This window comes from Arthrobacter sp. NPDC057259, from assembly GCF_042668995.1.
Classification (GTDB): Bacteria; Actinomycetota; Actinomycetes; order Actinomycetales; family Micrococcaceae; genus Arthrobacter.
In genome coordinates this window covers 189,873-210,877 of record NZ_JBHUYA010000003.1, presented here as the reverse complement: position 1 = coordinate 210,877, position 21,005 = coordinate 189,873, and the positions used below count along the sequence as shown (strand labels likewise).

The 21,005-nt window shown below is 67.3% G+C and carries 21 protein-coding genes and 1 pseudogene; 12 read left to right on the top strand and 10 right to left on the bottom strand.

Annotated elements, in window-relative coordinates; all coding sequences use genetic code 11:
- Positions 1-59 precede the first annotated feature (59 nt).
- From ACFUCU_RS06885 to ftsW, 3 genes are all read left to right on the top strand, one after another.
- Positions 60-734, top strand: coding sequence for an MSMEG_4193 family putative phosphomutase (locus ACFUCU_RS06885; RefSeq protein WP_364134173.1), 675 nt, complete (start codon positions 60-62; stop codon positions 732-734).
- Between the two features lie 22 nt (positions 735-756).
- On the top strand, positions 757-1,458 hold the full coding sequence (locus ACFUCU_RS06880) for an SCO1664 family protein (protein WP_377971613.1): 702 nt from the start codon (positions 757-759) through the stop codon (positions 1,456-1,458).
- A 193-nt stretch (positions 1,459-1,651) separates the two neighbouring features.
- On the top strand, positions 1,652-2,857 hold the full coding sequence (ftsW, locus tag ACFUCU_RS06875; RefSeq protein WP_377971612.1) for a putative lipid II flippase FtsW: 1,206 nt from the start codon (positions 1,652-1,654) through the stop codon (positions 2,855-2,857).
- Here the strand turns inward: ftsW and ACFUCU_RS06870 are convergent.
- The 6 genes from ACFUCU_RS06870 to ACFUCU_RS06845 all read right to left on the bottom strand — a co-directional run bounded on the left by ACFUCU_RS06870 (position 2,832) and on the right by ACFUCU_RS06845 (position 8,354).
- On the bottom strand, positions 2,832-3,617 hold the full coding sequence (locus ACFUCU_RS06870) for an amino acid ABC transporter ATP-binding protein (protein ID WP_377971610.1): 786 nt from the start codon (positions 3,615-3,617) through the stop codon (positions 2,832-2,834). The genes ftsW and ACFUCU_RS06870 overlap by 26 nt on opposite strands.
- Positions 3,604-4,269, bottom strand: a complete 666-nt coding sequence (locus ACFUCU_RS06865) for an amino acid ABC transporter permease (RefSeq protein WP_377971608.1) — start codon at positions 4,267-4,269, stop codon at positions 3,604-3,606. Before ACFUCU_RS06865 ends, ACFUCU_RS06870 begins: the two co-directional genes overlap by 14 nt.
- 36 nt (positions 4,270-4,305) lie before the next feature.
- Positions 4,306-5,127, bottom strand: coding sequence for an amino acid ABC transporter substrate-binding protein (locus tag ACFUCU_RS06860; protein ID WP_377971606.1), 822 nt, complete (start codon positions 5,125-5,127; stop codon positions 4,306-4,308).
- 184 nt (positions 5,128-5,311) lie between these two features.
- The gene (locus ACFUCU_RS06855) at positions 5,312-5,800 is read right to left on the bottom strand and encodes a flavin reductase family protein (protein WP_377971604.1); all 489 of its coding nucleotides are present in this window, start codon (positions 5,798-5,800) and stop codon (positions 5,312-5,314) included.
- On the bottom strand, positions 5,797-6,300 hold the full coding sequence (locus ACFUCU_RS06850) for a GNAT family N-acetyltransferase (RefSeq protein ID WP_377971826.1): 504 nt from the start codon (positions 6,298-6,300) through the stop codon (positions 5,797-5,799). Before ACFUCU_RS06850 ends, ACFUCU_RS06855 begins: the two co-directional genes overlap by 4 nt.
- A gap of 92 nt (positions 6,301-6,392) precedes the next feature.
- Positions 6,393-8,354 carry an FAD/NAD(P)-binding protein gene (locus ACFUCU_RS06845; protein ID WP_377971602.1) on the bottom strand — a complete coding sequence of 654 codons (1,962 nt, stop codon included), beginning with the start codon at positions 8,352-8,354 and terminating at the stop codon, positions 6,393-6,395.
- Positions 8,355-8,630: 276 nt separating this feature from the next.
- Here ACFUCU_RS06845 and ACFUCU_RS06840 point away from each other — a divergent pair.
- The 7 genes and pseudogenes from ACFUCU_RS06840 to ACFUCU_RS06810 form a co-directional block, all read left to right on the top strand.
- Positions 8,631-9,674: pseudogene (locus ACFUCU_RS06840) on the top strand (amino acid ABC transporter permease); the annotation flags it as partial.
- A 21-nt stretch (positions 9,675-9,695) separates the two neighbouring features.
- A complete protein-coding gene (locus tag ACFUCU_RS06835; RefSeq protein ID WP_377971824.1) occupies positions 9,696-10,508 on the top strand; it encodes an amino acid ABC transporter ATP-binding protein in 813 nt (270 codons plus the stop codon).
- 12 nt (positions 10,509-10,520) lie between these two features.
- Positions 10,521-11,549 carry an ABC transporter substrate-binding protein gene (locus ACFUCU_RS06830; RefSeq protein ID WP_377971600.1) on the top strand — a complete coding sequence of 343 codons (1,029 nt, stop codon included), beginning with the start codon at positions 10,521-10,523 and terminating at the stop codon, positions 11,547-11,549.
- Complete coding sequence (locus tag ACFUCU_RS06825; RefSeq protein ID WP_377971598.1) at positions 11,546-12,706, top strand: LLM class flavin-dependent oxidoreductase; 1,161 nt, start codon at positions 11,546-11,548, stop codon at positions 12,704-12,706. Before ACFUCU_RS06830 ends, ACFUCU_RS06825 begins: the two co-directional genes overlap by 4 nt.
- Positions 12,690-13,574, top strand: coding sequence for a DUF1684 domain-containing protein (locus ACFUCU_RS06820; protein ID WP_377971597.1), 885 nt, complete (start codon positions 12,690-12,692; stop codon positions 13,572-13,574). The genes ACFUCU_RS06825 and ACFUCU_RS06820 overlap by 17 nt, the downstream gene beginning before the upstream one ends.
- Positions 13,571-14,737 carry an LLM class flavin-dependent oxidoreductase gene (locus ACFUCU_RS06815; protein WP_377971595.1) on the top strand — a complete coding sequence of 389 codons (1,167 nt, stop codon included), beginning with the start codon at positions 13,571-13,573 and terminating at the stop codon, positions 14,735-14,737. The genes ACFUCU_RS06820 and ACFUCU_RS06815 overlap by 4 nt, the downstream gene beginning before the upstream one ends.
- Positions 14,734-16,110 carry an NtaA/DmoA family FMN-dependent monooxygenase gene (locus ACFUCU_RS06810; protein WP_377971593.1) on the top strand — a complete coding sequence of 459 codons (1,377 nt, stop codon included), beginning with the start codon at positions 14,734-14,736 and terminating at the stop codon, positions 16,108-16,110. Before ACFUCU_RS06815 ends, ACFUCU_RS06810 begins: the two co-directional genes overlap by 4 nt.
- 187 nt (positions 16,111-16,297) lie before the next feature.
- Here ACFUCU_RS06810 and ACFUCU_RS06805 read toward each other — a convergent pair whose 3' ends face one another.
- Entirely contained in the window at positions 16,298-17,278 is a 981-nt protein-coding gene (locus ACFUCU_RS06805) for a transporter substrate-binding domain-containing protein (protein WP_377971591.1), read from the bottom strand.
- 255 nt (positions 17,279-17,533) lie between these two features.
- On the opposite strand from ACFUCU_RS06805, the gene ACFUCU_RS06800 reads away from it, so the two are divergent.
- Both ACFUCU_RS06800 and ACFUCU_RS06795 read left to right on the top strand, forming a co-directional pair.
- Positions 17,534-18,025 (top strand): hypothetical protein, encoded by a 492-nt coding sequence (locus tag ACFUCU_RS06800; RefSeq protein WP_377971589.1) that lies wholly within the window; start codon positions 17,534-17,536, stop codon positions 18,023-18,025.
- Between the two features lie 75 nt (positions 18,026-18,100).
- Positions 18,101-18,565, top strand: a complete 465-nt coding sequence (locus tag ACFUCU_RS06795; protein WP_364134185.1) for a phage tail protein — start codon at positions 18,101-18,103, stop codon at positions 18,563-18,565.
- A gap of 10 nt (positions 18,566-18,575) precedes the next feature.
- Here the strand turns inward: ACFUCU_RS06795 and ACFUCU_RS06790 are convergent, their stop codons facing one another.
- The 3 genes from ACFUCU_RS06790 to ACFUCU_RS06780 all read right to left on the bottom strand — a co-directional run bounded on the left by ACFUCU_RS06790 (position 18,576) and on the right by ACFUCU_RS06780 (position 20,995).
- On the bottom strand, positions 18,576-18,779 hold the full coding sequence (locus ACFUCU_RS06790; protein WP_377971587.1) for a hypothetical protein: 204 nt from the start codon (positions 18,777-18,779) through the stop codon (positions 18,576-18,578).
- A gap of 572 nt (positions 18,780-19,351) precedes the next feature.
- The gene (locus ACFUCU_RS06785; protein ID WP_377971586.1) at positions 19,352-20,065 is read right to left on the bottom strand and encodes a haloacid dehalogenase type II; all 714 of its coding nucleotides are present in this window, start codon (positions 20,063-20,065) and stop codon (positions 19,352-19,354) included.
- Positions 20,066-20,185: 120 nt separating this feature from the next.
- Positions 20,186-20,995: an ABC transporter ATP-binding protein gene (locus ACFUCU_RS06780; protein WP_377971585.1), complete on the bottom strand. Its 810-nt coding sequence runs from the start codon at positions 20,993-20,995 to the stop codon at positions 20,186-20,188.
- Between the last annotated feature and the right edge of the window lie 10 nt (positions 20,996-21,005).

The following is a 21,005-nucleotide window of genomic DNA, read 5'->3' as shown; positions in this document are numbered from 1 at the left end:
GAGGGATTTCCTGAGAAACCTCGGCGCTTCCTCGGGCCGGGAAGTTAGGGTTGGTAGCGATGGCTACCGCAACAGCAGACAACGCCCCCGTTCCCCCGGCACCGGCGCGCCCGGCGACGCTCCTGCTGCTGGTACGGCACGGACAGACGCCCACCACCGGCAGCGTCCTTCCCGGCCGGGCGCCGGGACTGCACCTCTCTGACCGCGGCAGGGAGCAGGCCGAACGCGTCGCGGAACGGCTCGCCGGGCTGCGGGTGGACGCCCTCTACTCCTCGCCGATGGAACGGGCGCAGGAAACGGCGGCGCCGACGGCGGCGCGGACCGGCCTGGCCGTCACCGCCGAGGAGGGGCTGCTGGAGTGCGACTTCGGCGGCTGGACCGGCTCGGCCATCTCGGACCTGGCGGCCCTGCCGGAGTGGCAGACCGTGCAGCACAGCCCGTCGCAGTTCCGTTTCCCGGACGGCGAGAGCTTCCCGGAGATGCAGGCCCGGATTGTCGGGGCGATGGAGCGGGCCCGGGACGCCCACGCCGGCGGGGTGGTGGTCTGCTTCTCGCACGCAGACCCCATCAAGGCCGCCGTCGCCCATGCCCTGGGTACCCCGCTGGATTTGTTCCAGCGCATCTACATCAGCCCGGGGTCGGTGTCGGCGATCTCCTACACGGACGGGCAGGACCCGGCGGTGCTGATGGTGAATTCGACGGCGGAGCCGCTCAGCGGGCTGAGGCCGGAATGACCGCTTCTCGACGGGTGGATCCGTGGCCGGCCGCGAAGTGACCCTGCTGACCGAGGGCAGCATCGAGCTCGTGGGGGTCATCCCGCGCAGCAGCAACCAGACCTTCCTGGTGCAGGTGTCCCTCGGCGAGGACGTGGGCTTCGCGGTGTACAAGCCGGAGTCCGGCGAGCGGCCGCTCTCCGACTTTGCCCCCGGGCTCTACAAGCGGGAGCGCGCCGCCTACCTGCTGAGCGAGTGGCTGGGCTGGGGTTTCATCCCGCACACCGTAATCCGGGAGGACGCACCCCTGGGCGTCGGCTCGCTGCAATGGTTCATCGAGTGCGACTTCCAGCACCATTACTTCACCCTGTTCGAGGACGCCCCGGAGACGCATCCCGAGCTGTCCCGGATGGCCCTGTTCGACTTCGTTGCCAACAACACGGACCGCAAGAGCGGCCACGTACTCCGAGGCGACGACGGCCGCATCTGGGGCATCGACCACGGGCTCTGCTTCTCCGCCGTGTTCAAGCTCCGCACGGTGATCTGGGACTTCGCCGGCGAACCCATCCCGGAGGAGCTGCTGGCGGACATCGCCCCGCTGGCCGAGGCGGTCCCCGCGGAGCTGGCGGAACTACTGGACGACGACGAGGTCACCGCCCTGCAGCGACGCGTCCAGCGGATGATGCTGGCCGGGTCCCTGCCGGTGGACCGCACCGGCATGCGGTACCCCTGGCCGCTGGTGTAGGCGGCGTCGCCGTTCCTGCAGTGAGTCGCCGTGCCCGGCAGTGAATTGCCCGGGAGTTAGCCGTTTTACGGCGTGTACGCCATCGCGGACGGCGGCTGCCGGATAGTCTGCCGTTCCTGCCCGGCTTCCGTGAGCTCACGCGCCGGACGCCGCAGACACCCCGCACGGCCGGCATGAATCAAGGAGAACAGCGATGGGCACCCTCATCAGGACACCCCACCCGCGGCCGGCCCGCGCGCGGCGGGAACCCGGCCGGATCCGTACCTGGATCGGGGATGACCCCTCGGATCGGCAACGGCCCATCATCCTGGCCGTGGTGCTGACGCTTGCCGCCATCGGTTTGGTGGAGGTGGCCTCCGCCTCCTCCGTGGAATCCGTCGCCGCCGGCGCGAACCCCTACGACCTGCCGCTGAAACAGGGCATGTGGACCGTGGCCGGGATCGTGCTCATGCTCTTCCTGGCCGGGCTCAGGGAGCAGCACATCCGGAGGCTGGCCTGGCCCATGCTGATCACCGCCGTCGTTTCCCTTGTCCTGGTCTTCACCCCGCTGGGCATGACGGTCAACGGCAACCGCAACTGGCTCAGCGTGGGCGGGTTCACCGCGCAGCCGTCCGAATTCGCCAAGCTCGCCCTCATCGTCTGGGCCGCGGACATCCTGACCCGGAAGCAGAAGCTCCTCGGCCAGTGGAAACACGCCGTCGTCCCCCTACTGCCCGTGGGAGGCATCATTATGGGACTCGTCGCGCTGGGCCACGACCTCGGCACCACCATGATCGTCATGCTCATCCTGGCTGCCACGCTGTTCTACGGCGGGGTGCCCATGAAGGTGATCTCGGTGACGGGGTCTATCTCCGCCTTCGCGGCGCTGATCCTCGCCGCCACCAGCGGCAACCGCATGGGGCGGATCTCCTCCTGGCTGGGCGGCGGCTCCGCCGACGATTCCCAGGGCCTCGGGTATCAGGCGCTGAACGGCCAGTACGCCCTGGCCTCCGGGAGCTGGTTCGGCACCGGGCTGGGCCAGAGCCGGCAAAAGTGGAATTGGATCCCGGAGGCGCACAACGACTTCATCTTCACCATCCTGGGTGAGGAACTCGGATTCGCCGGCACCCTGCTGGTGCTGGCACTTTTCGCCGTGCTCGCCGTCGCCATCTTCAAGACCATCGCCCGGACCGAGGGGACCTTCGCCCGGGCGCTCTCCTGCAGCGTCGTCACCTGGATCATCGGCCAGGCCGTCATCAACATCGCCATGGTCAGCGGCCTGCTCCCGGTGATCGGCGTGCCGCTGCCGTTCATCTCCTACGGCGGTTCCGCGATGGTGTCCTCCCTCGCCGGCATCGGCATGATCCTCGCCGTGACCCGGTCTCCGGCCGGGCCTAAAACGGGTTCAGGAGCCGGTTAACGAACTGCCGGGTACGTTCCTCGCGGGGATCCCGCAACACCGTGTCGGGGTGTCCCCGTTCCACGACGACGCCACCCTCCATGAAGATCACCTCGTCGGCAACTTCCCGGGCGAAGGCCAGTTCGTGGGTGACCACCACCATGGTCCATCCCTCGTCCGCCAGTTCCTTAATGACGGTCAGGACGTCGCCGACCAGTTCCGGGTCCAGGGCCGACGTCGGCTCGTCAAACAACAGCAGCTGCGGGCGGAGGGCCAGGGCGCGGACGATGCCGACCCGCTGCTGCTGGCCGCCCGACAGCTCAAAGGGGTAGCTGTTTTCCTTGTCCGCGAGCCCGACGCGGGCAAGGAGTTCCCGCGCCTCCTGAACCGCTTGGGCCTTGGGCTTCTTCTGAACCTGGACCGGGCCCTCGATCACGTTTTCAAGGGTGGTCTTGTGCGGGAAGAGGTTGTAATGCTGAAACACCATCGCGCTTCGATCCCGCACCGCCGCCAGCTGTTTCTTGGAAACAGGGGCGGAGAAATCCACACTCAAACCGCCGGCGAACTCCACGACCCCGGCGTCGGGGATTTCCAGGCCGTTGAGGGAGCGCAGCACGGTGGTCTTCCCCGACCCGGAGGGCCCGATCAGCGTGACGACTTCACCGCGGCGCACGGTGAGATCAATGGATTTCAGCACCTCGTGCTGGCCGAAGGCTTTGCGGAGTCCGCGGACCGCCAGGAGGGCGCCGTCGTCCGGGAGTGCGGATTCAGTGGGCGACATAGCGGTCCAATCTCTTCTCGAGGGCCGACTGTCCGCCGGCGAGGACAAGGCAGATGACCCAGTAGATCACGGCGGCTTCCAGGTACAGCAGCATGAACTCCTGGCTGAAGGCCGCCACCTGCTGCGCCTGCCGGAACAGCTCCGTCACCAGGATCAACGACGCCAGGGAGGTGTCTTTGATCAGGCTGATGAAGGTATTGGACAGGGGCGGGACCGAGACCCTTGCCGCCTGCGGCAGGATGATCCGCACCAGGGCCTGCCGGCGGGACATGCCGATCGTGTGACCGGCCTCCCACTGTCCCTTCGGCACGGACAGGATGGCAGCCCGGATGACCTCCGCCGCGTAGCCGCCCACGTTGAGGGAGAAGGCGATGATTGCGCTGGGCCAGGGACTGATGGTGATGCCGACGGACGGCAGTCCGTAGAAAATGACGAAGAGCTGGACCAGCAGCGGGGTCCCGCGGATCACCGAAATGTAGACGCGGGCGATCGATGAGAGGACCACGTTGCGGCTGAGCCTCATCAAGGCGACCAGCAGGGCCAGCACCAGGCCCAGGCCGAACGAGGCCAGCGCCACCGGGATTGTTCCGGTGACGGCGCCCATGAGGATCGGTCCGAGCGAACTCCAGACCAGCTCCCAGTTCACAGTCATGGCCTGACCCGATCTACGCCGAGGGTACCCATGCCGTTACTTGGTGACGTCGGCGTCGAAGTACTTCTGTGAGATCTTCGTCAGGGTCCCGTCGGCCTGGAGCTCGGACAGGGCCTTGTTGACGGCTTCGGTGAGGCTGCTGGAGCCCTTGCGGAAGGCGAACGCGCTCAGGGACTTATCGGTGGTCTCGGCCGCGATCTTGATGCCGTCGTCCTTGGCCGTCTTCTGCTGGTCCAGGTAGGTCAGCTTGTCGTTGATGGTCGCGTCGACGCGGCCCTGCTTCAGCAGGGTGATCGCCTGCGCCCAACCCTCCACCGACTGCACGTTGGCGCCGCTCTGCTGGGCCAGCTTGTACCAGTTGCTGGTCAGCGACTGGGCCGTGGTTTTGCCCTTGAGCCCGTCGAAGGAGGTGATGCTGGAATTGTCGGACTTGGTGACGATGACGCCGGTGCTCACCGTGTACGGGGTCGAGAATTCGTACTTTGCCTTGCGCTCGTCCGTGATCGAGACCTGGTTCGCGACGACGTCGAACCGCTTGGCTTCGAGGCCGGCGAAGATCGCGTCGAACTGCGTCTCCTGGAACGCCGGCTTGACGCCAAGCTTGCCGGCGACGGCGGTGATGATCTCGACGTCGTAGCCGGTGAGCTCACCGTTGCCGTTGGCATGGAAGGTAAAGGGCTTGTACGTGCCCTCGGTGCCGACCTTGAGCACGCCGGCATTCTTGACGTCACTCAACGAGGTGTCAGCGCCGCCCGCCGGCGCCGAACCTGCGGGGGTCGTGGAGGCAGACCCGCAGCCGGCCAACGCCAGCCCCGCAGCTGCGATCAGACCGATGAGGGAAATTCGTGTGCGCTTCATGGTGGTCCTTCGTCCAGGCGCCGGGGGCAGCTATCTTAGCCAAATGGCCGGCTTCGTACTTGCGACGATAGCAAGACCTGCGGAGGACGGAAGAGCCCGGGTGACGGCTTGTGACGCCGTCCCATGCAACGTGTTGCTTCGAGGGTAACTTCGCGGTAAGCGGCGACCCTCCGGAGCACTCCCCTCACGCCGACAGGCCGACGTAATCTCCCCTGAAGAAGAGCAATGGATCTCCGTCCGATCGGGCGCCCAAGGCCCGTATCGCGGCGACGACGATGGTGTGGTCACCACCGTCGTGCTCCTGGTACAGCTCGCAGTCAATCCAGGCCAGGGCGTCCTCGAGGATGGGGTGGCCCAAGGGCGACGGCGTGTGGGCGACGCCCTCGAATTTATCGGTCCCGGACCGCGCGAACTGGGCGGCCAGGTGCCGGTGCTCGGTGGGGAGGATGTTGATGGTGAACTGCCCGGCCTGGCGAAGCCGCGGCCAGGTACTGGAGGTCCGAGACGGGCTGAAGGTCACCAATGCCGGTTCCAGCGATAGGGACGAAAACGACTGGCAGGTGAACCCTGCCGGGCCCTCGTCGGTGTGGGAGGTGATCACGGTGAGTCCCGTGGCGAAGTGCCCCAGGATCGATCGGAGTCTGAGGGGGCTGAGGTCCGAGTGTTCGGTCATGGCTGCTCCTTGGTCAGTGGGCGGCGGCTGGTGGCTTCAGGGTCCTGCCGGAGGTCCTTCGTGAAGGCCAGGGCGCCGATGGTTTCGGGGTCGGCGTTCAGGTCAAACTGGGGCCGGTAGCCGGTGTTGAGGTAGAGGTGCTTCGCCTCGGGCTGCCGCGGACCGGTAGTCAGGTAGATCGACCGGTATCCGCGCTCCGCGGCGAGGGTCTCCAGCCTGTCCAGCACGAAGCGGCCCAGGCCGCGGCGCCGGTGGGCCGAATGGGTCCAGATGCGTTTGAATTCGGCCGTTTCCGCATCGTGTCGCCGGAAGGCATCGCCGGCGATCGATTCGCCCCGTTCCTGGACGATGAGCAGTGCCCCCTCGGGGGCCGCGAACACTTCGGCCGGGTACCGGTTGAGTTCCTCGGACGCGGCTTTGTGGCCAAAGAGCGTCCCGTACCTGGTGTCGTATTCGACGGCCAGTTCCTCGAGGAGGGGCTGGACCCTGTGGTCGTGCATGGGCAGCTCGAGCACTCTCCACTCCCCCGTGGCTCCGGGCCCTGCGGAGGGCGCCGGAGGTGTTGGGTGGTCGGGTGCGGCTGTGGGCAGGGTCATTGCTGGTCCTTTCCGCGGTCGGTGGCTGTTTGGGTGGATGCCGCGGCCGCAAGCGGCCGTGCGCCGGCACTGTCCGCCAGCGCGTGAAGGATGCGGCGGGCGACGGCGTCGTTTTCCCGGAACGGGGCTGCATTGGTGCCGGGCCGGGCGAAAGCCCCGGCGCCCCATCCGGAGGTGCCGGGCCCGATGCCGAAGAGGCCCGGCACGGCAAGGCCGTCGGTGTTGAGCACTTCGTTGCGCGCCGAGATCAGCAGCCGTCCGGTGGAGTTCAATCCGTCCGCGCTGATCAGTTGTTGTTCCGTGCCAAGTCCGGAGCGGTGCAGTGCCCGCAGCAACGGATTCGCCGACGCCGCCACTGCGGGTGGCGGCAGCCGGGCTTCCACCAAGGCCCTGGCGCGGACCGTGATGCCGGACTGGGTCGAGCGGGCCTCGAACTGACCGGTCGCCTCGTCGGCGGAGACCACCAGTCCGGGGCCGATGAACTGCAGGACACCGGCCCGGTGGAGCGCCAGGATCTCATGTAGACGCCGGGGCGGCGGACCGGAGTCCACGAAACTGAAGAAGCCGTGCCACCATCCGTGGATGGTTTGCTGGGAGCGTGAGTTCAGCCGCTCCGGCGGGAGCAGCCGGCCGAGGTCCATGTAGATTCTCAGCAGCGCGGTGAACAGTGCGAGCGTCTCGGAATGGTCCGGGCCGGTGCGGAGCCGCAGGTCGGCCTCGATGTAGTCGGCCATGGCTGCCTGAACCTCACGGTCCGAGGCGAAGCGGCGGCCCTCGAAGGGCCGGTCCAACCGTTCGAAATCCAGGTGAAGGCCCTCATCCGGCACGGCCTGCGCGACCAGGGCGATGCGTTCCGGGCTGTACCAGTCGAGCTCCGCATAGCGCGCCGCGAAGTCCTCCCACCCCGAGCTGACCAGCTCGGGGTACCCGGTAATCAGCTCACGGTAATACGCGTAGCCGGCCTCCTTGGCGATGAGCGGCCAGAGCTGGGTCCAGAAGTCGAGTTCCTCCGTGACGGCCAGCAGCGCGTCCACGGCATCCGCGGTGAGGAACCGGAGCTCCCCGGCGGGAGTCCCCCGCAGGGTCGTGGAAATCTTGGAGTGGTAGGGAACTCCGCGCCTCGATCCGGCCCAGAACCTGGGTTCCCGGCCGGAGGGATGGTAGCGCAGCCCGCCGCCGGGCACGTCCTCGAACCGTCCGCCGCGGCCCTCTGTCAGCAGGACCAGCAGGTCGACGAAGGCCAGTCCCATGCCGGACACAATCACGTCCTGTCCCTGGCCGAGGCGCGAGTAGTCGACGTCGGCGGTGTAGCTGGGGGGTGCGTGGAAACCGCCGTGGCGGACAGCGAACGCGGACCACGCCGCCGATTGCCCGTCGGGAACGGCGTCGGTGTGGCCGAGGGCGGCGAGCACGACGTCGGCCTCGATCTTGGCGCCGCCGGCAAGCGAGACGCGATGGCCTTCGCCGCTCCTGGCGTCGATGCTGACCGCCACGTCCCGGTGAACCGTGACGGCGGCGTCCGTCCCGAGCGCGGAGACCGCCCGGCGGAAGAACCATTCCAGGTACTGGCTGTGAAGCTGCCGGGTGGGAAAGGTGCCCGGAGTCAACGACCTCAGCTGGCGGTGCAACGCCGGTGCCATTGCCGGGACGTCGGTGATGCTCCCGTCCAGGACGCCGGCGGCCCATTCGGCCAGCCCCGGTCCGGGCGCCGCCGGCCCCTCGCACTGCACCGAGGAGTCGGTGAACATCGTGACGTCGGCCGCCGTTGAGTTGAGCCGCAGGCCGGGGTGCTGGTCGTAGCGCCAGATCCTGCCGGACCCCGGCTGGTAGGGCTCGATGACATGGACGTCGAAGCGGCCGGCGAAGAGCCCGGCACGGTTGACCGCAAGCCGTTCCAAGACACCGGCCGCGCGCGGACCGCCGCCGATGATCACCACGGCGGGAACATTCGCTGGCATCGGAACTCCTGATCGGGACGACCTGCTTCGGACTCGTTGTGGCCCTCATGCTAGGCACCGGAAAGGGCCCGGGGCGACGGGCGAGTCACCGCCGTTCACCGCGCGTCACGGGACGTAAAACGGCGCAATGAAACGTCGTGTGACGCCGTGCGAAGCCCCGTGAAGCAATGCAACCGGGCGCCTTGAAGCCCTCATCCGACGCCCCTAGATTTGCAGGAATTCAACCCCCGACCGACCCGAAAAGTGAGGTGTCCCGTGAGTTCTCCAGCAACCGAGGTGGCCCAGTCTGCACCCGGAAAGACAGCCCCCGCTTCACCCCCGGAAGAGGTATCCGCCGCCGGAACCCGCACCGCAACAACTGCCGCGGCGTCCGGCCGACGTTCGGACCACGGAAGCGCCGCGGCACGGCCCGGCCAGGCCCCCGACTACACCGGGTACCGGGTTGTCCCGGCCCGCCACCCGTGGCGCTGGGTCGGCACCGCCGTCGTTGCCCTTGGAGTGCTCGGCGTGGCGTGGTCTCTGGCCACCAACCCGCGCTGGGAATGGGGCGTCGTCGCGCAGTGGTTCACCGCGCAGTCGATCGTCAACGGACTGGTCGAGACTCTCAAACTCACTGCCATCGCCGGCGTCCTCGGCTTCGTGCTGGGCTTCGTCCTGGCCCTCATGCGCCTGTCCGCATCCCCGCTGCTGGTCTCGGTCTCATGGACGTTCTCCTGGATCTTCCGCTCCACACCGCTGCTCGTTCAGATGCTCCTTTGGTACAACCTGGGCTACCTCTACGAAAAGATCAGCCTCGGCATTCCCTTTACGGACGTCCGCTTCTTCGAAGCCCAGACCACCACTCTGATCAGCCAGTTCGCGGCGGCCGTGCTCGGTCTGACGCTGAACCAGGCGGCCTACTCTGCCGAGATCATCCGGGGCGGCATCCTGTCCGTGGACCAGGGCCAACTGGAGGCAGCGGCCGCGCTGGGCATCCCGGCATGGCGCCGTTCAACCCGGATCGTGCTGCCCCAGGCGATGCGGGCGATTCTGCCGACGGCTTTCAACGAGATCATCGGCCTGGTCAAGGGCACCTCGATCGTCTACGTCCTGGCCTATTCGGAGCTTTTTTACACCGTCCAGGTCATCTACAACCGGACCCAGCAGGTCCTGCCGCTGCTGCTCGTGGCCACCCTCTGGTACGTGGTGATTACCTCCGTCCTCAGCGTCTTCCAGTACTACATCGAGCGGCATTACGCGAAGGGCGCCGTCCGCACCCTGCCCCTGACCCCGCTGCAGAGGGCACGCAAGTATCTGTCGCTGCACACCCCCCGCCAACCGCATCCCCAAGGAGGGAAACCGATGACCACCGCACTCGAGGCCGTGCCGCCCGTAACCCGCGGCCTGATCGAAGTCACCGACGTCAGGAAGAGCTTCGGCGCGGTGGAAGTCCTGAAGGGCATCAGCCTGACGGTAGAACCAGGCGGCGTCGCCGTCATCGTCGGCCCTTCGGGTTCCGGCAAGTCGACCCTGCTGCGCACCATCAACCACCTCGAAAAGGTCGACGGCGGATACATCGCCATTGACGGCCAGCTGGTCGGGTATGCAGTCCGCGGACAACGGCTGCACGAACTGCGCGAAAAAGACATCCTCAAGCAGCGCACCGAGGTGGGGATGGTCTTTCAGAACTTCAACCTCTTCCCGCACCTGACCGCCCTGGAGAACGTCATCGAAGCCCCCATCGTCGCCCAGCGCCGCTCCAAGGCAGCCGCCCGGGAACGGGGGCTGGAACTCCTGGACCGGGTGGGGCTCAAAGACCGGGCCGGCGCCTACCCGCGGCAGCTCTCCGGCGGCCAGCAGCAACGCGTCGCCATCGCCCGGGCCCTGGCCCTCGACCCTAAAATCCTGCTCTTCGACGAGCCAACCTCCGCGCTGGATCCGGAGCTGGTCAACGAAGTCCTGGACGTCATCCGGGAACTGGCCACCTCCGGAACCACTCTCGTGATCGTCACCCACGAGATGGGTTTCGCGCGCGATGTGGCAGACACGGTCGTTTTCATGGACCAGGGCCAGATCGTCGAGCACGGAACACCCCAGCAGATTTTCACCAGCCCGCGCGAAGAACGCACCAGGAGCTTCTTCTCCAAGGTGATCGAACCCGCCTTCAACATCTAAGGAAGCACTCCCATGGCCCACTCCTCCCTCGTCCCCGCCCGGCCCCGCACCGGCCCCAGGCTGCCGGCCGCCATCGTGCTGGGCACCCTCGCCGGCGCGCTGGCCTTGGCCGGTTGCTCCGATCCGGGAGCCGCAGCCGCCCCCGGCGGTCAGCAGAGCACCCCCGCCCGCAACGGCGTCGTCTACAACACCTCACCGGACCAGCAACGCATCCGCGTCGAAAAGGACCCTGCCCTGGCGGCCGAGGTCCCCGCCCTGATCAGCAAGGACGGCAAACTCACGGTGGCCACGACGGCCGGTTCCATCCCGCTGTCCTTCCACGCCACGGACGACAAGACGCCCATCGGCGTCGAGGTGGACCTCGCCCAGCTCGTCGCAGACAAGCTGGGCCTCGCCCTCGACGTCCAGGTCACCTCATGGGAAAACTGGCCGCTCAAGACGCAGTCCGGAGATTTCGAAGCCGTGTTTTCGAATGTCGGCATCAACGCCGCCAGGGTAAAGCTCTTTGATTTCTCCACCTACCGCGCCGCGTTCATGGGATTTGAGGCGAAGAAGAGCTCCAACTACACCATCAAGGGATCGGACGACATCTCCGGCCTGAAAATTTCGGTGGGCTCCGGAACCAACCAGGAAAAGATCCTCCTCGCCTGGAACAAGGAGCTCGAAGCCAAGGGCAAGGCACCGGCCGTGCTGCAGTACTACTCCTCCGACGCCGACACCATCCTGGCGCTCTCTTCCGGACGGACCGACCTGAACCTCGCACCGTATCCATCCGTGACCTACCGCGAAAACACCCGCGACGATCTCAAGGTGGTCGGCAAGGTCAATGCCGGCTGGCCCTCCGAAACCCTGGTCGCCGCCACCACGCTCAAGGGCAACGGACTGGCCCCCGCCATCACGGACGCGCTGAACGCGGTCATCAAGGATGGCTCCTACGCCAAGGTCCTACAGCGCTGGGGACTCACTGAGGAAGCCCTTCCCGAGTCCAAGACCGTTACCGAGGCCAACTTCGGGGCTGCGCCGGCAGGGAAAACACCATGAAATTCCAGGTCCTCGACATCATCCCGCACCTGAAGAACCCGCTCACCGGCGGGATCGTCTCCACGGCGGACCGGCTCAACCAGGTCATCGACACGGCACGCCGGGCCGAAGAGCTCGGCTTCGACAGCTTTTCAGTCGGCGAGCGCCACGCCGGCGAGTTCATCTCCTCATCGCCCACCACCGTCCTGGCGGCGATCGCCGCGGTCACGACCCGGATCCGATTGCAGAGCGGCGTGACCGTCCTGTCGGTCCTGGACCCCGTACGGGTGGCCGAGGACTACGCCACCATCGACCAGCTCAGCCGCGGACGGCTGGAACTGGTCATCGGCAAAGGCAACGAGGTGCTCCAATACCCGCTCTTCGGGCTGGACCTCGCAGACCAGTGGGAGTTGCTCGCCGAGAAATACGGACTCCTGCGCAGGCTCTGGACCGAGGAGAACGTCACCTGGTCGGGACGATTCCGGCCCGCGCTGGCAGAGCCGGTCACCACCACGCCGCGTCCCTACGCCGGCGCGCCCAGGGTATGGCACGGGTCGGCCACCAGCCTGGCATCCGCGGCGCTGGCAGCCCGGTGGGGGGACCCGTTGTTCACCGCCAACGCGATCCAGCCCCGGGAGAACTACAAGGTCCTGATCGACCACTACCGCGAAGAATACGAACGCCACGGCCACGACCCCCGGCACCAGTACTTGGGGTCCGGCTCCGGTGCGGGCGGCATCTTCATCGCCAACACCACCCAGGAAGCCAAGCGGCAGTTCGGACCGGTCTATGAGGCGCTCACCAAGGGCAGGAACGTTCCCGGCAACAACTCCCCCTACCGGGACATCGACCACGCCGTCGCCGAAGGTCCGGCCCTGGTGGGAAGCCCGGAGCAGGTGATCGACAAGATCCTCAGCTACCACGCGCTCTACGGCCACGATCTCCAGTCAATCTCGCTGCCCACCACGCTGCCGTTCGAACAGCAGCTGGAGATTCTCGAGCGATTCGCCCTGGACATCATTCCCGCTGTCCGGGCGGCCGCACCCACCACGCTCTGGTCCGCCGGGGACCCGTACGCGAACCGCCCGCAGGTATCAGGCGGTACCGAACCCGACGCCGCCGCCCGCGTCACTGCCGATCACAGCAACCACAGGAGGTCCCATGTCTACACACATTGATCGCCCCGCCCCGATCCAGCGCACCTTCGACACGGATGCAGCAGCGTTCGCCGCCGACTGGGCGGACTGGCATTCAGCCCACGAACGTCACCGGGCCGACCCGCACGGCTTCCTCGCCGTCACCCACCTTCACTGGCTGGAACAGACACCGGCACGTTTGGACGGCGCACCCGGCACATGGAGCGTGGACGACGACGTCGTCCGCCTCGTCCTGGGACCCGGCGACCGCGTCCTGCACGATGGGCAGGACCTGAACCCGGACGGGAAAGGAACCACGGCAGTTCTGGGCCCGATCGCGGAGCGCGCCGGCCTGTCCCTGCGCGTCCCGGACGCGGGGGCCGGTCACACGGTGATCGAAGTCGCCAAGCGCGGCGGCCGCTACGTGGTGCGGCCGCGGCACCCGCTGAATCCCCTGCTGGCCCGCTACCGCGGCACGCCGGCCTACGCCCCCGACCCGGCCTATTCCGTTTCCGGGGTCTTCGTTCCCTTTCCCGAACCCCGCGCCACCACCGTGGGCGCGGCCGTCGAGGGCATCCACCACGTCTACGAGGCACCCGGGGAGATCCGATTCCGCCTCCACGGACGGGACCTGGGCCTCATCGCCTTCAACGGCTACACCCCTGGAACGCTGACCGTCCTCTTCACCGACGCGACGTCGGGCCAGACCACCTACGGGGCCAACCGCTCGCTCACCGTTCCGGCACCCGGCGCCGATGGGACGGTCCTGCTCGACTTCAACCGGGCGGTGAACCTGCCCTGCGCCTATACGGACCTCGCAACCTGCCCCCTGCCTCCGGCCGGGAACCGCCTCCCCGTTCCGGTCGAAGCCGGCGAAAAGATTCCCTACGAACGTCAGGCCGCTTCATGACCTCCAACTCCTCCACCCACCCAGGCAACCGCGGCCTCCTGCTGCTGGACATCGACGGACCCGGAAGTCACCCCGGCGCGGACCGGGCACCGGCCGCAAACGTCGCCGCAGCCCTGACCCCGGGCTACCTGCGCCAAGCCGTCCAGGCCGCGGAATCGGCGGGCTTCCATGCCGTGACCTTCCCCGACCCCGGACTGCCGGAAGACCGGGAGCCCGAAAAAATCGGGCGCCTCAACGCCCTGCATCGCGCAGCCTTCGCCGGTCCCCTCACCCGGTCCCTCGCCCTGATCCCTGAAGTGGACACCGTCTACACCGAGCCCTTCCACATCGCCACCCAGCTCGCCAGTCTCGATTACGTCAGCGCCGGCCGAGCGGGATGGCTCGTCACCGCATCTCCACACGCCGCTGACGCCGCGGCCGTAGGACGGGAGCCCGTAAGCGGCGACAGGCTTGCCCGGGAAGCCGCCGATGCCATCGAGGTTGGGCGGAGGCTCTGGGACTCGTGGGAAGACGATGCGGTCATCCGTGACGTCCCGACCGGCCGGTACCTCGACGTCGACAAGCTGCACTACGCCGACTTCGAGGGCGAAAACTACTCGGTCAAGGGGCCCTCGATCATCCCCCGCCCACCCCAGGGCCAGCTTCCCGTGCTGGTTCCCGCAGGGCTGCTGGAGGCCGAGGCTCTCGCCACCGGCGCCGCGGATGCCCTCTTGGTTTCCGCTCCCACGCCGGAACTTCTCGCCTCCGAAGTCTCCGCCACCCGGGCAGGGCTGGCTGCATCGCTTCCGTCCGGCGGTGCCGGCCCGGCGCTGATCGTCGAACTCGACGTCATTCTGGATTCCCGGGGGCAAACCGCGGCGGAGCGGTTGGCCGCCCTGGAGGAACACGCCACGTGGGTGAGCCCGCATGCACGCTTTGCCGGCACCGCAGCGGAACTCACCGGCCTGCTCGCCGAGCTGCTGACCGTCGCGGACGGCATCCGTCTCCACCCCGCCGTCCTGGACACCGACGTCGAAGAACTCAGCCGGGTGGTCCTTCCCGGGCTGCGCCGCCGGGACCTCCTGGCCCCCACCACCCCGGACGCCACGTTCCGCGACCGGCTGGGCCTGTCCCGGCCCGCGAGCCGCTACGCAGCCGCAGCAATCCAAGGAGCAACCTCATGAGCCATCCCACCGTTCCGGCCACCGAATTCACTCCCTCCGGCCAACTGCAGCTGGGCGTCTTCTTCCAAGGCGTCAACTCCGGAACCATCTGGAAAACGGAGGCCTCGGGGTCCCAGACGGACTTCGAATCCTTCCGCCGGGTCGCGCAGACGGCCGAGCGCGGGCTCTTTGCCGCCTTCTTCCTCGGCGAGGGCCTGCGGCTGCGCGAGCACCTCGGCCGGCCCCACGCCCTTGACGTCGCCGGCCGCCCCGACGCGCAGACCGCCCTGGCCGCGCTGGCCGCCATCACCACCCACATCGGCCTCGTCGCCACCCAGAACACCACCTACAACGACCCCGCGGACCTGGCCCACCGGCTCTCCAGCCTGGACCTGCTCTCCGCCGGCCGGGCCGCCTGGAACATCGTCACCACGGACAACGCCTGGACCGGGGCCAACTTCCGCCGCGGCGGCTACCTCGACCACGCCGACCGGTACACGCACGCCGAGGCGTTCGTCGAGACCGCCAAGCGCATCTGGGACTCCCACGGGGACGGAACGGTCCGCCGGGTCCGCCACGACGGCAAGCATTACTCCGTTGACGTCACGCCCCGGCTGCCGCGCAGCGCCCAATACCGGCCGGTGCTGTTCCAGGCAGGCGACTCCCCCGAGGGCCGCGACTTCGCCGCCCGCCAGGCGGACGTCATTTTCTCTGCCCACCCCCAGCTCGACGACGCCCTGGCCTTCCGTAAGGACATCGTCGAACGCACCGTCCGGGCCGGCCGCGGCGCGAACGACGTCAAAATCATGCCCGCCAGTGAATTTATCCTCGCCGCCACCCCGCGGGAGGCCATCGAGAAGAAGGAGTGGGTCCGGGACCTGCAGATCGGGCCGCAGCAGGCCATCGCGTACCTCGAACAGTTCTGGGGCCGGGAGCTGTCCGGCTACGACCCGGACGGACCCCTCCCCGACATTGACCCGGTGGTCGAGGAAACCTCCGAAACCCGCGGCAGCGGCTTCCACGGCGCCAAGGCCCGTCAGCTGGCGGACCAGTGGGGGGCCGAGGCGCGGGACAAGGGACTGTCCATCCGCCAGTTCGTGTCGGCCAAGACCAGCCGCGGCGACTCCAGCTTCACCGGATCCTACTCCGAGGTCGCGGACCGGCTGGCCGAGTACGCCCGCACCGGCGCCGTCGACGGGTTCAACATCTCGCCGTGGCTCATCCCCTCCGGCCTCGACGACATCGTCAACCACCTGGTGCCGGCGCTTCAGGACCGCGGGGTATACCCTACCGACTATGCGGGATCCACGCTCCGGGAAAACCTGGGCCTGGGCACCCCCACCCGTTCGCCGGAACCGGCGGCATCCGAAGCCACGGCGGGGGCGGGCCGATGAAGGAAACCCAGTCCACGTCCGGGCACGCGGACCACGGCGGGGAAGCAGACAGCTCGGGGCTGATCCGGCTCCAGCTCACGGTCTGGGCGCAGTTGCTCTAAACCCACGAGGCCTTCCCGCCCATACGGCACACAAAAGATCCCCGCCAGGCGAATCGCCTGGCGGGGATCTTTTGTGTGCCTGGACGCTAGCTCTTAGGCAGCCCGGCGGGATTCAGCTCTGACTTGGCCACCGCTTCGGAGGACAAGCCCCACCGTTCCAGGATCTTGGCGTAGCTGCCGTCCTGGATCAGGTGGTTAAGCCCGGCCTGCGCTGCCGCCGCGAGCCCGTTCCCCCTCTTCGTGGTGGCGGCGATACTCGCCTTCAGCGGCCACCCGCCGTCGACCAGTCCCACCAGCTTGGTCTTGCCGTCCGTGGCCGCCTTGAACGAGGACGTCGCGTTCGGGCCGAAGGTCAGGTCGGCCCTGCCGGACTGGAGTGCCAGCTGGGAGGCCGAGTCGTCGTCGAAGTACTGGAACTCCACCGGCTTCAGGCCGTTCTTCTTGTTCTCCGCATCCCACCGCAGCAGGATGGACTCCTGGTTGGTTCCGGAGCCGACAATCACGCGCTTGCCGGCGACGTCGGGAGCGGACTCCACCGTGGTGATGGCGCTGTCCGCCTTGGCGTAGAAGCCCAGCTTGTCTTCCCGGTAGCTCGCGAAATCAAACTTGAGCTTGCGCTCCTCCGTCACCGTGACGTTGGAGAGTACGGCCTCATACTTGCCGGATTCCACACCCAGAGGCCAGTCGGCCCAAGCCGTCGGCACAATCTCCGGCTCGAGACCCAGTGTCTGGGCCAGGGCGACGGCCAGGTCCACCTCGTTGCCCACCGGCGTCTTGTTATCCGTGGCGTAGACGGCCAGCGGCGCGGCAAACGGGCTGACAGCCACGGTCAGCTTTCCGTCCTTCTTGACGGCCTCCGGCACCAGGGCTGCCGCGTCCTTGTCCACGGTCACGGCCACCCGGTCCTGCTGTGGCGAGAGATTGAACTGTTTGGTTCCCGCGGCCGACGACGTCGCCCCGACGTTGGACGCCGCCGCCGCGCCGGGGTCGGAGCAGGCGGTCAGGCCCAACAGAGCGATGGCGGCGACGGCCGCTGCCGGACCGGGATTGAACGAACGTTTGGACATGGATACCCCTCGGAAGATTCGGATTCTGTGCTGGTGCCAGCAACTATCCGGCCGGGTGCCGGGCCGGTCAAAACCCCGTGAAACCAAGGGAAACCCGGCGATACACGCGGACACGCCGCGTCACCGGCGGTAGCCTCCCGGGTCCCAGTGTTACCTCCCGTTGCCTACGGTGACGCACCGCGACGGGAGCACGGCCGCGGTGTCCCCTCAGTCGCATAGCCTGCAATAACACCGACAGCAGGAGGAGGGCAGGCCTTGTCTCACGCCACGCGGACGACCACCCACCAATTGGTGGTCGACGCCCCCGCCGAGTTGGTCTTCAGCCTGCTCAGCGCCGCGTCCCATTGGCCGGATCTCGACGGCGTCACCGTCTACGCCGAGCAGATCGGCGGCGACGAGCGGGACAACGAAGTCCGGATCTCCTTCGCGGTCGACGGCGCCCTCATGTCCACACACTTCCGACGCCTGATCGACGCCGAGGAACGCAGCATCCGGTTCCAGCATTCCGGGCCGGACACGACCCCTTACCAGGTGTCCGGCAGCTGGCATGTGGATCTGGCCGCCGACGACCCAACGCCCGGGCCGGGCGCCTCCGTCGTCACCCTGGTGCACGAGTACCTCATCGAGGAAGGCTCCGAGGAAGTGTGGGCCGAGGAAATCTTCGACGAGTACGCCCGGCGGGAGCTGGCCGCGCTTCGGCGCAGCTGCGAACGCCTTCAGTTGCTTCAGCGGCACTTCGGCAGGTGAGCCGGGCCGGGTGCCGCGCGGGCACCAAGCGGCGCTACCCTAGTCCCACTACAGGACAAACCCGGGAGGAACCCCATGCCGTACGTCGTCGACTTCAAGGACGTGTCCACCGCAGGGCTCGAGTCCTCCCCGGTGGCGGAGGCACTGGCCGGGCTGCGCGCCAACGAGGCCCGCTACTACAACACCAAGTACGGCCACGCCTTCACGGTCAGCCCCGCCGGGGAGGCTCAGGACACCGTGGACCGGGTCGCCCGGATCCTCAAGGAGGAGCGGGACCTGGTCATCGGGTCCCGGCCGCTGGAGGCCACCAGCTTCGAGGTGGACGGGCTGCGGATGGACTACGTGTTCTACGAGTCGGGCCTGTCCATCAACGTCATGTACAGCATCGAGGACGGCGGCAAGCGGGCCGTCGGGTTCAAGCTCTCGGACGGCATGGAGGTTCCGGAGGAACTGGCGGACAAGTTCAAGTTCGCCCGGCAGAAGTCCAAGCTGGCCGGCACCATCCGCGGCTCGTACTTCGTGATCAAGGGGGAGTACTAACGGGCGCTAATTAGCCTCGGGCCCCGAGCGTCCCGGCGAGGTCCTCGATCGAATCCACGACGACGTCATAGTCGCCGTCGGACGCCTGGTCCGCGTGCCCGTCTGGCCCGTATTCGTCTGGCCGGGAGACGAAGGCCGTCCCCAGGCCCAGTGCCGCGGCGGCGTCCAGGTCATAGCGGTGGGAGGCCACCATGAGGATCTCTGCCGGGTCCACTCCCAGCAGGCAGGCGGAACAGCCCTCGACTTCAACCGCGGTTGTTAGGATCGAATCAATGAACCAAAGAAATCGAAAAGGTCCAGCAAGAGACTCTTACTGGGTTCTTCTCAGCATTTTTTCGCAGCAGGAGTCGCTATCATCGGCCTTGCCGAGGGGTTCATTCTCCTCGGGGCGTCGCTGGCGCTCCTGACGGCCATTGTTATCTTGACGTCCGTGCACGGACAGTTCAGGAAAGATGTCGTAGGCAGCCTTTCGACGGCGTCACCGGGCGTAGGTATCGGGGCGGCTACCGTCGTTGCCTGTGCCGTCCTGCTGCGTGGTAAGACTTCCGCGCTGTGGGCTGTTCCCTTGCTGTCCGTTGGCGCCTCGATCGTGCTTTATTTTTGGCTGCGCCGCAATGGCCGGTGCAACAAATCCGCCGCAGCATAGCTGACCGCCAGTTCATGAGAGGCATCTGATCGTTGACCGGGCGGCCGCCAGCCGCCCGGTCAATGATCAGACCGCCGCGGAGCACCATCCGCGGCTCGTACTTCGTGATCAAGGGGAGTACTAGGGGGCGCTAATTAGCCTCACGCGTTGAGCTTCCCGGCGAGTTCCTCGATCGAATCCACGACGACGTCGTAGTCGCCGTCGGACGCGTGGTCCGCGTGCCCGTCTGGCCCGTATTCATCGGGCCGGGAGACGAAGGCCGTTCCCAGACCCAACACCGCAGCGGCATCCAGGTCATACCGGTGCGAGGCCACCATGAGGATCTCTGCCGGCTTCGCTCCCAGCAGGCCCGCCGCACCCAGGTAGGTTGACCGGTGCGGCTTGAAGGCGCTGAACTGCTGCGCCGAAAGGACCGCGTCCCAGTCGAAGCCGCAGGTTCGTGAGGTTGAGATGACGGCGGAGAGGTCGGCATTGGACAGGGCGGCAACGAGATGCGACCGCCGTAACCGCCGCAGTCCTGCGGCCGCGTCCGGCCAGGGACCCAACTGCTCCCACCCGTCCGTGAGGAGAGCGATCTCGTCGGCCGTCACCACATCCTCGAGCCCACGCCGTCGAAGGATGTCCGCCAGCCCGTCGGCATAGATGGACCGGACCGACCGCCACTCCCCCGCCTCGGAGAGCTCCGCCACCACGGTCCGGTAGACCGCCCGCCACTCGTCCACCACCGACGGCCAGTCGAGCGCCGCGGACCTGCCGTCCAGGACGGACCGGCCATGGTCCAGCAGGGTGGTCCGGAAGTCCGTGAGGGTGCCCTGGACATCAAACAGGACGGCTTTGTAGTGCTCGCGGGGCATCAATGCTCCTTCACGGACGGGCGACTCCTCGGCTGCGCCGCGGATGTCCTGAGCTTAATCGACCGCCGGCCACCTCAGTGCTATTTTTAGATGTGCTGACTCGGAGAAGTACGGCCGGGCCTAGTCCCCGGTGTGGGTGGCTCCGAGGAGGTCCCGGACGCGCGCAGCAATCTGCACGAATTCCGGGCTTTCCATAGTTTCGCCGTAGTCCCGGTCGTTTCCCAGCGGCACCTCAAGCGTCTCCAGGATGCGGCCCGGGCGGGGGCTCATGACCACCACCCGGTTGGCGAGGAAGACAGCCTCGGCGACCGAATGGGTCACAAGAATCACCGTGGTCCCGGTTTCGCGCCAGATCCGGTGTAGCTCGATATTCATCCGCTCGCGAGTAAGGGCATCGAGGGCGCCGAATGGTTCGTCCATGAGCAGCACGTCCGGTTCATGGAGCAGTGCGCGGCACAGCGAAACCCGCTGCTGCATGCCGCCGGACAGTTCATGCGGCATCGAATGTTCAAATCCGGCCAGGCCGGTCATCTCGATCAATTCATCCGCGCGTCGGGCTGCCTTCGCCCTGTCCATCCCCCGCATCTCGGCCTGGAGCAGGATGTTCCCCCGCACATTCCGCCATTCCAGCAGGGCGGCCCGCTGGAACACGTAGCCGATGTCCCTCCGGGGGCCTTTGACCTGCTGGCCGCGGAGCTGAACCGAGCCGTTGCTGGCCCTGGTCAGGCCGGCAACGACCTTCAGCAGCGTCGACTTTCCGCATCCGGAGGGGCCGGCGATCGAGAGAAACTCCCCCGGCGCCACGGACAAGTTGATCCCCTCAAGGGCGGTCACGGTTCCGCGCTTGGAGGAAAACGTGACATTCATGTTCTCGATCCCGACCACCGGCTGAGTGCCCGTGCTGCGGAGTTCCGGCATTGTCGCGGTCATAGCGTCCTCT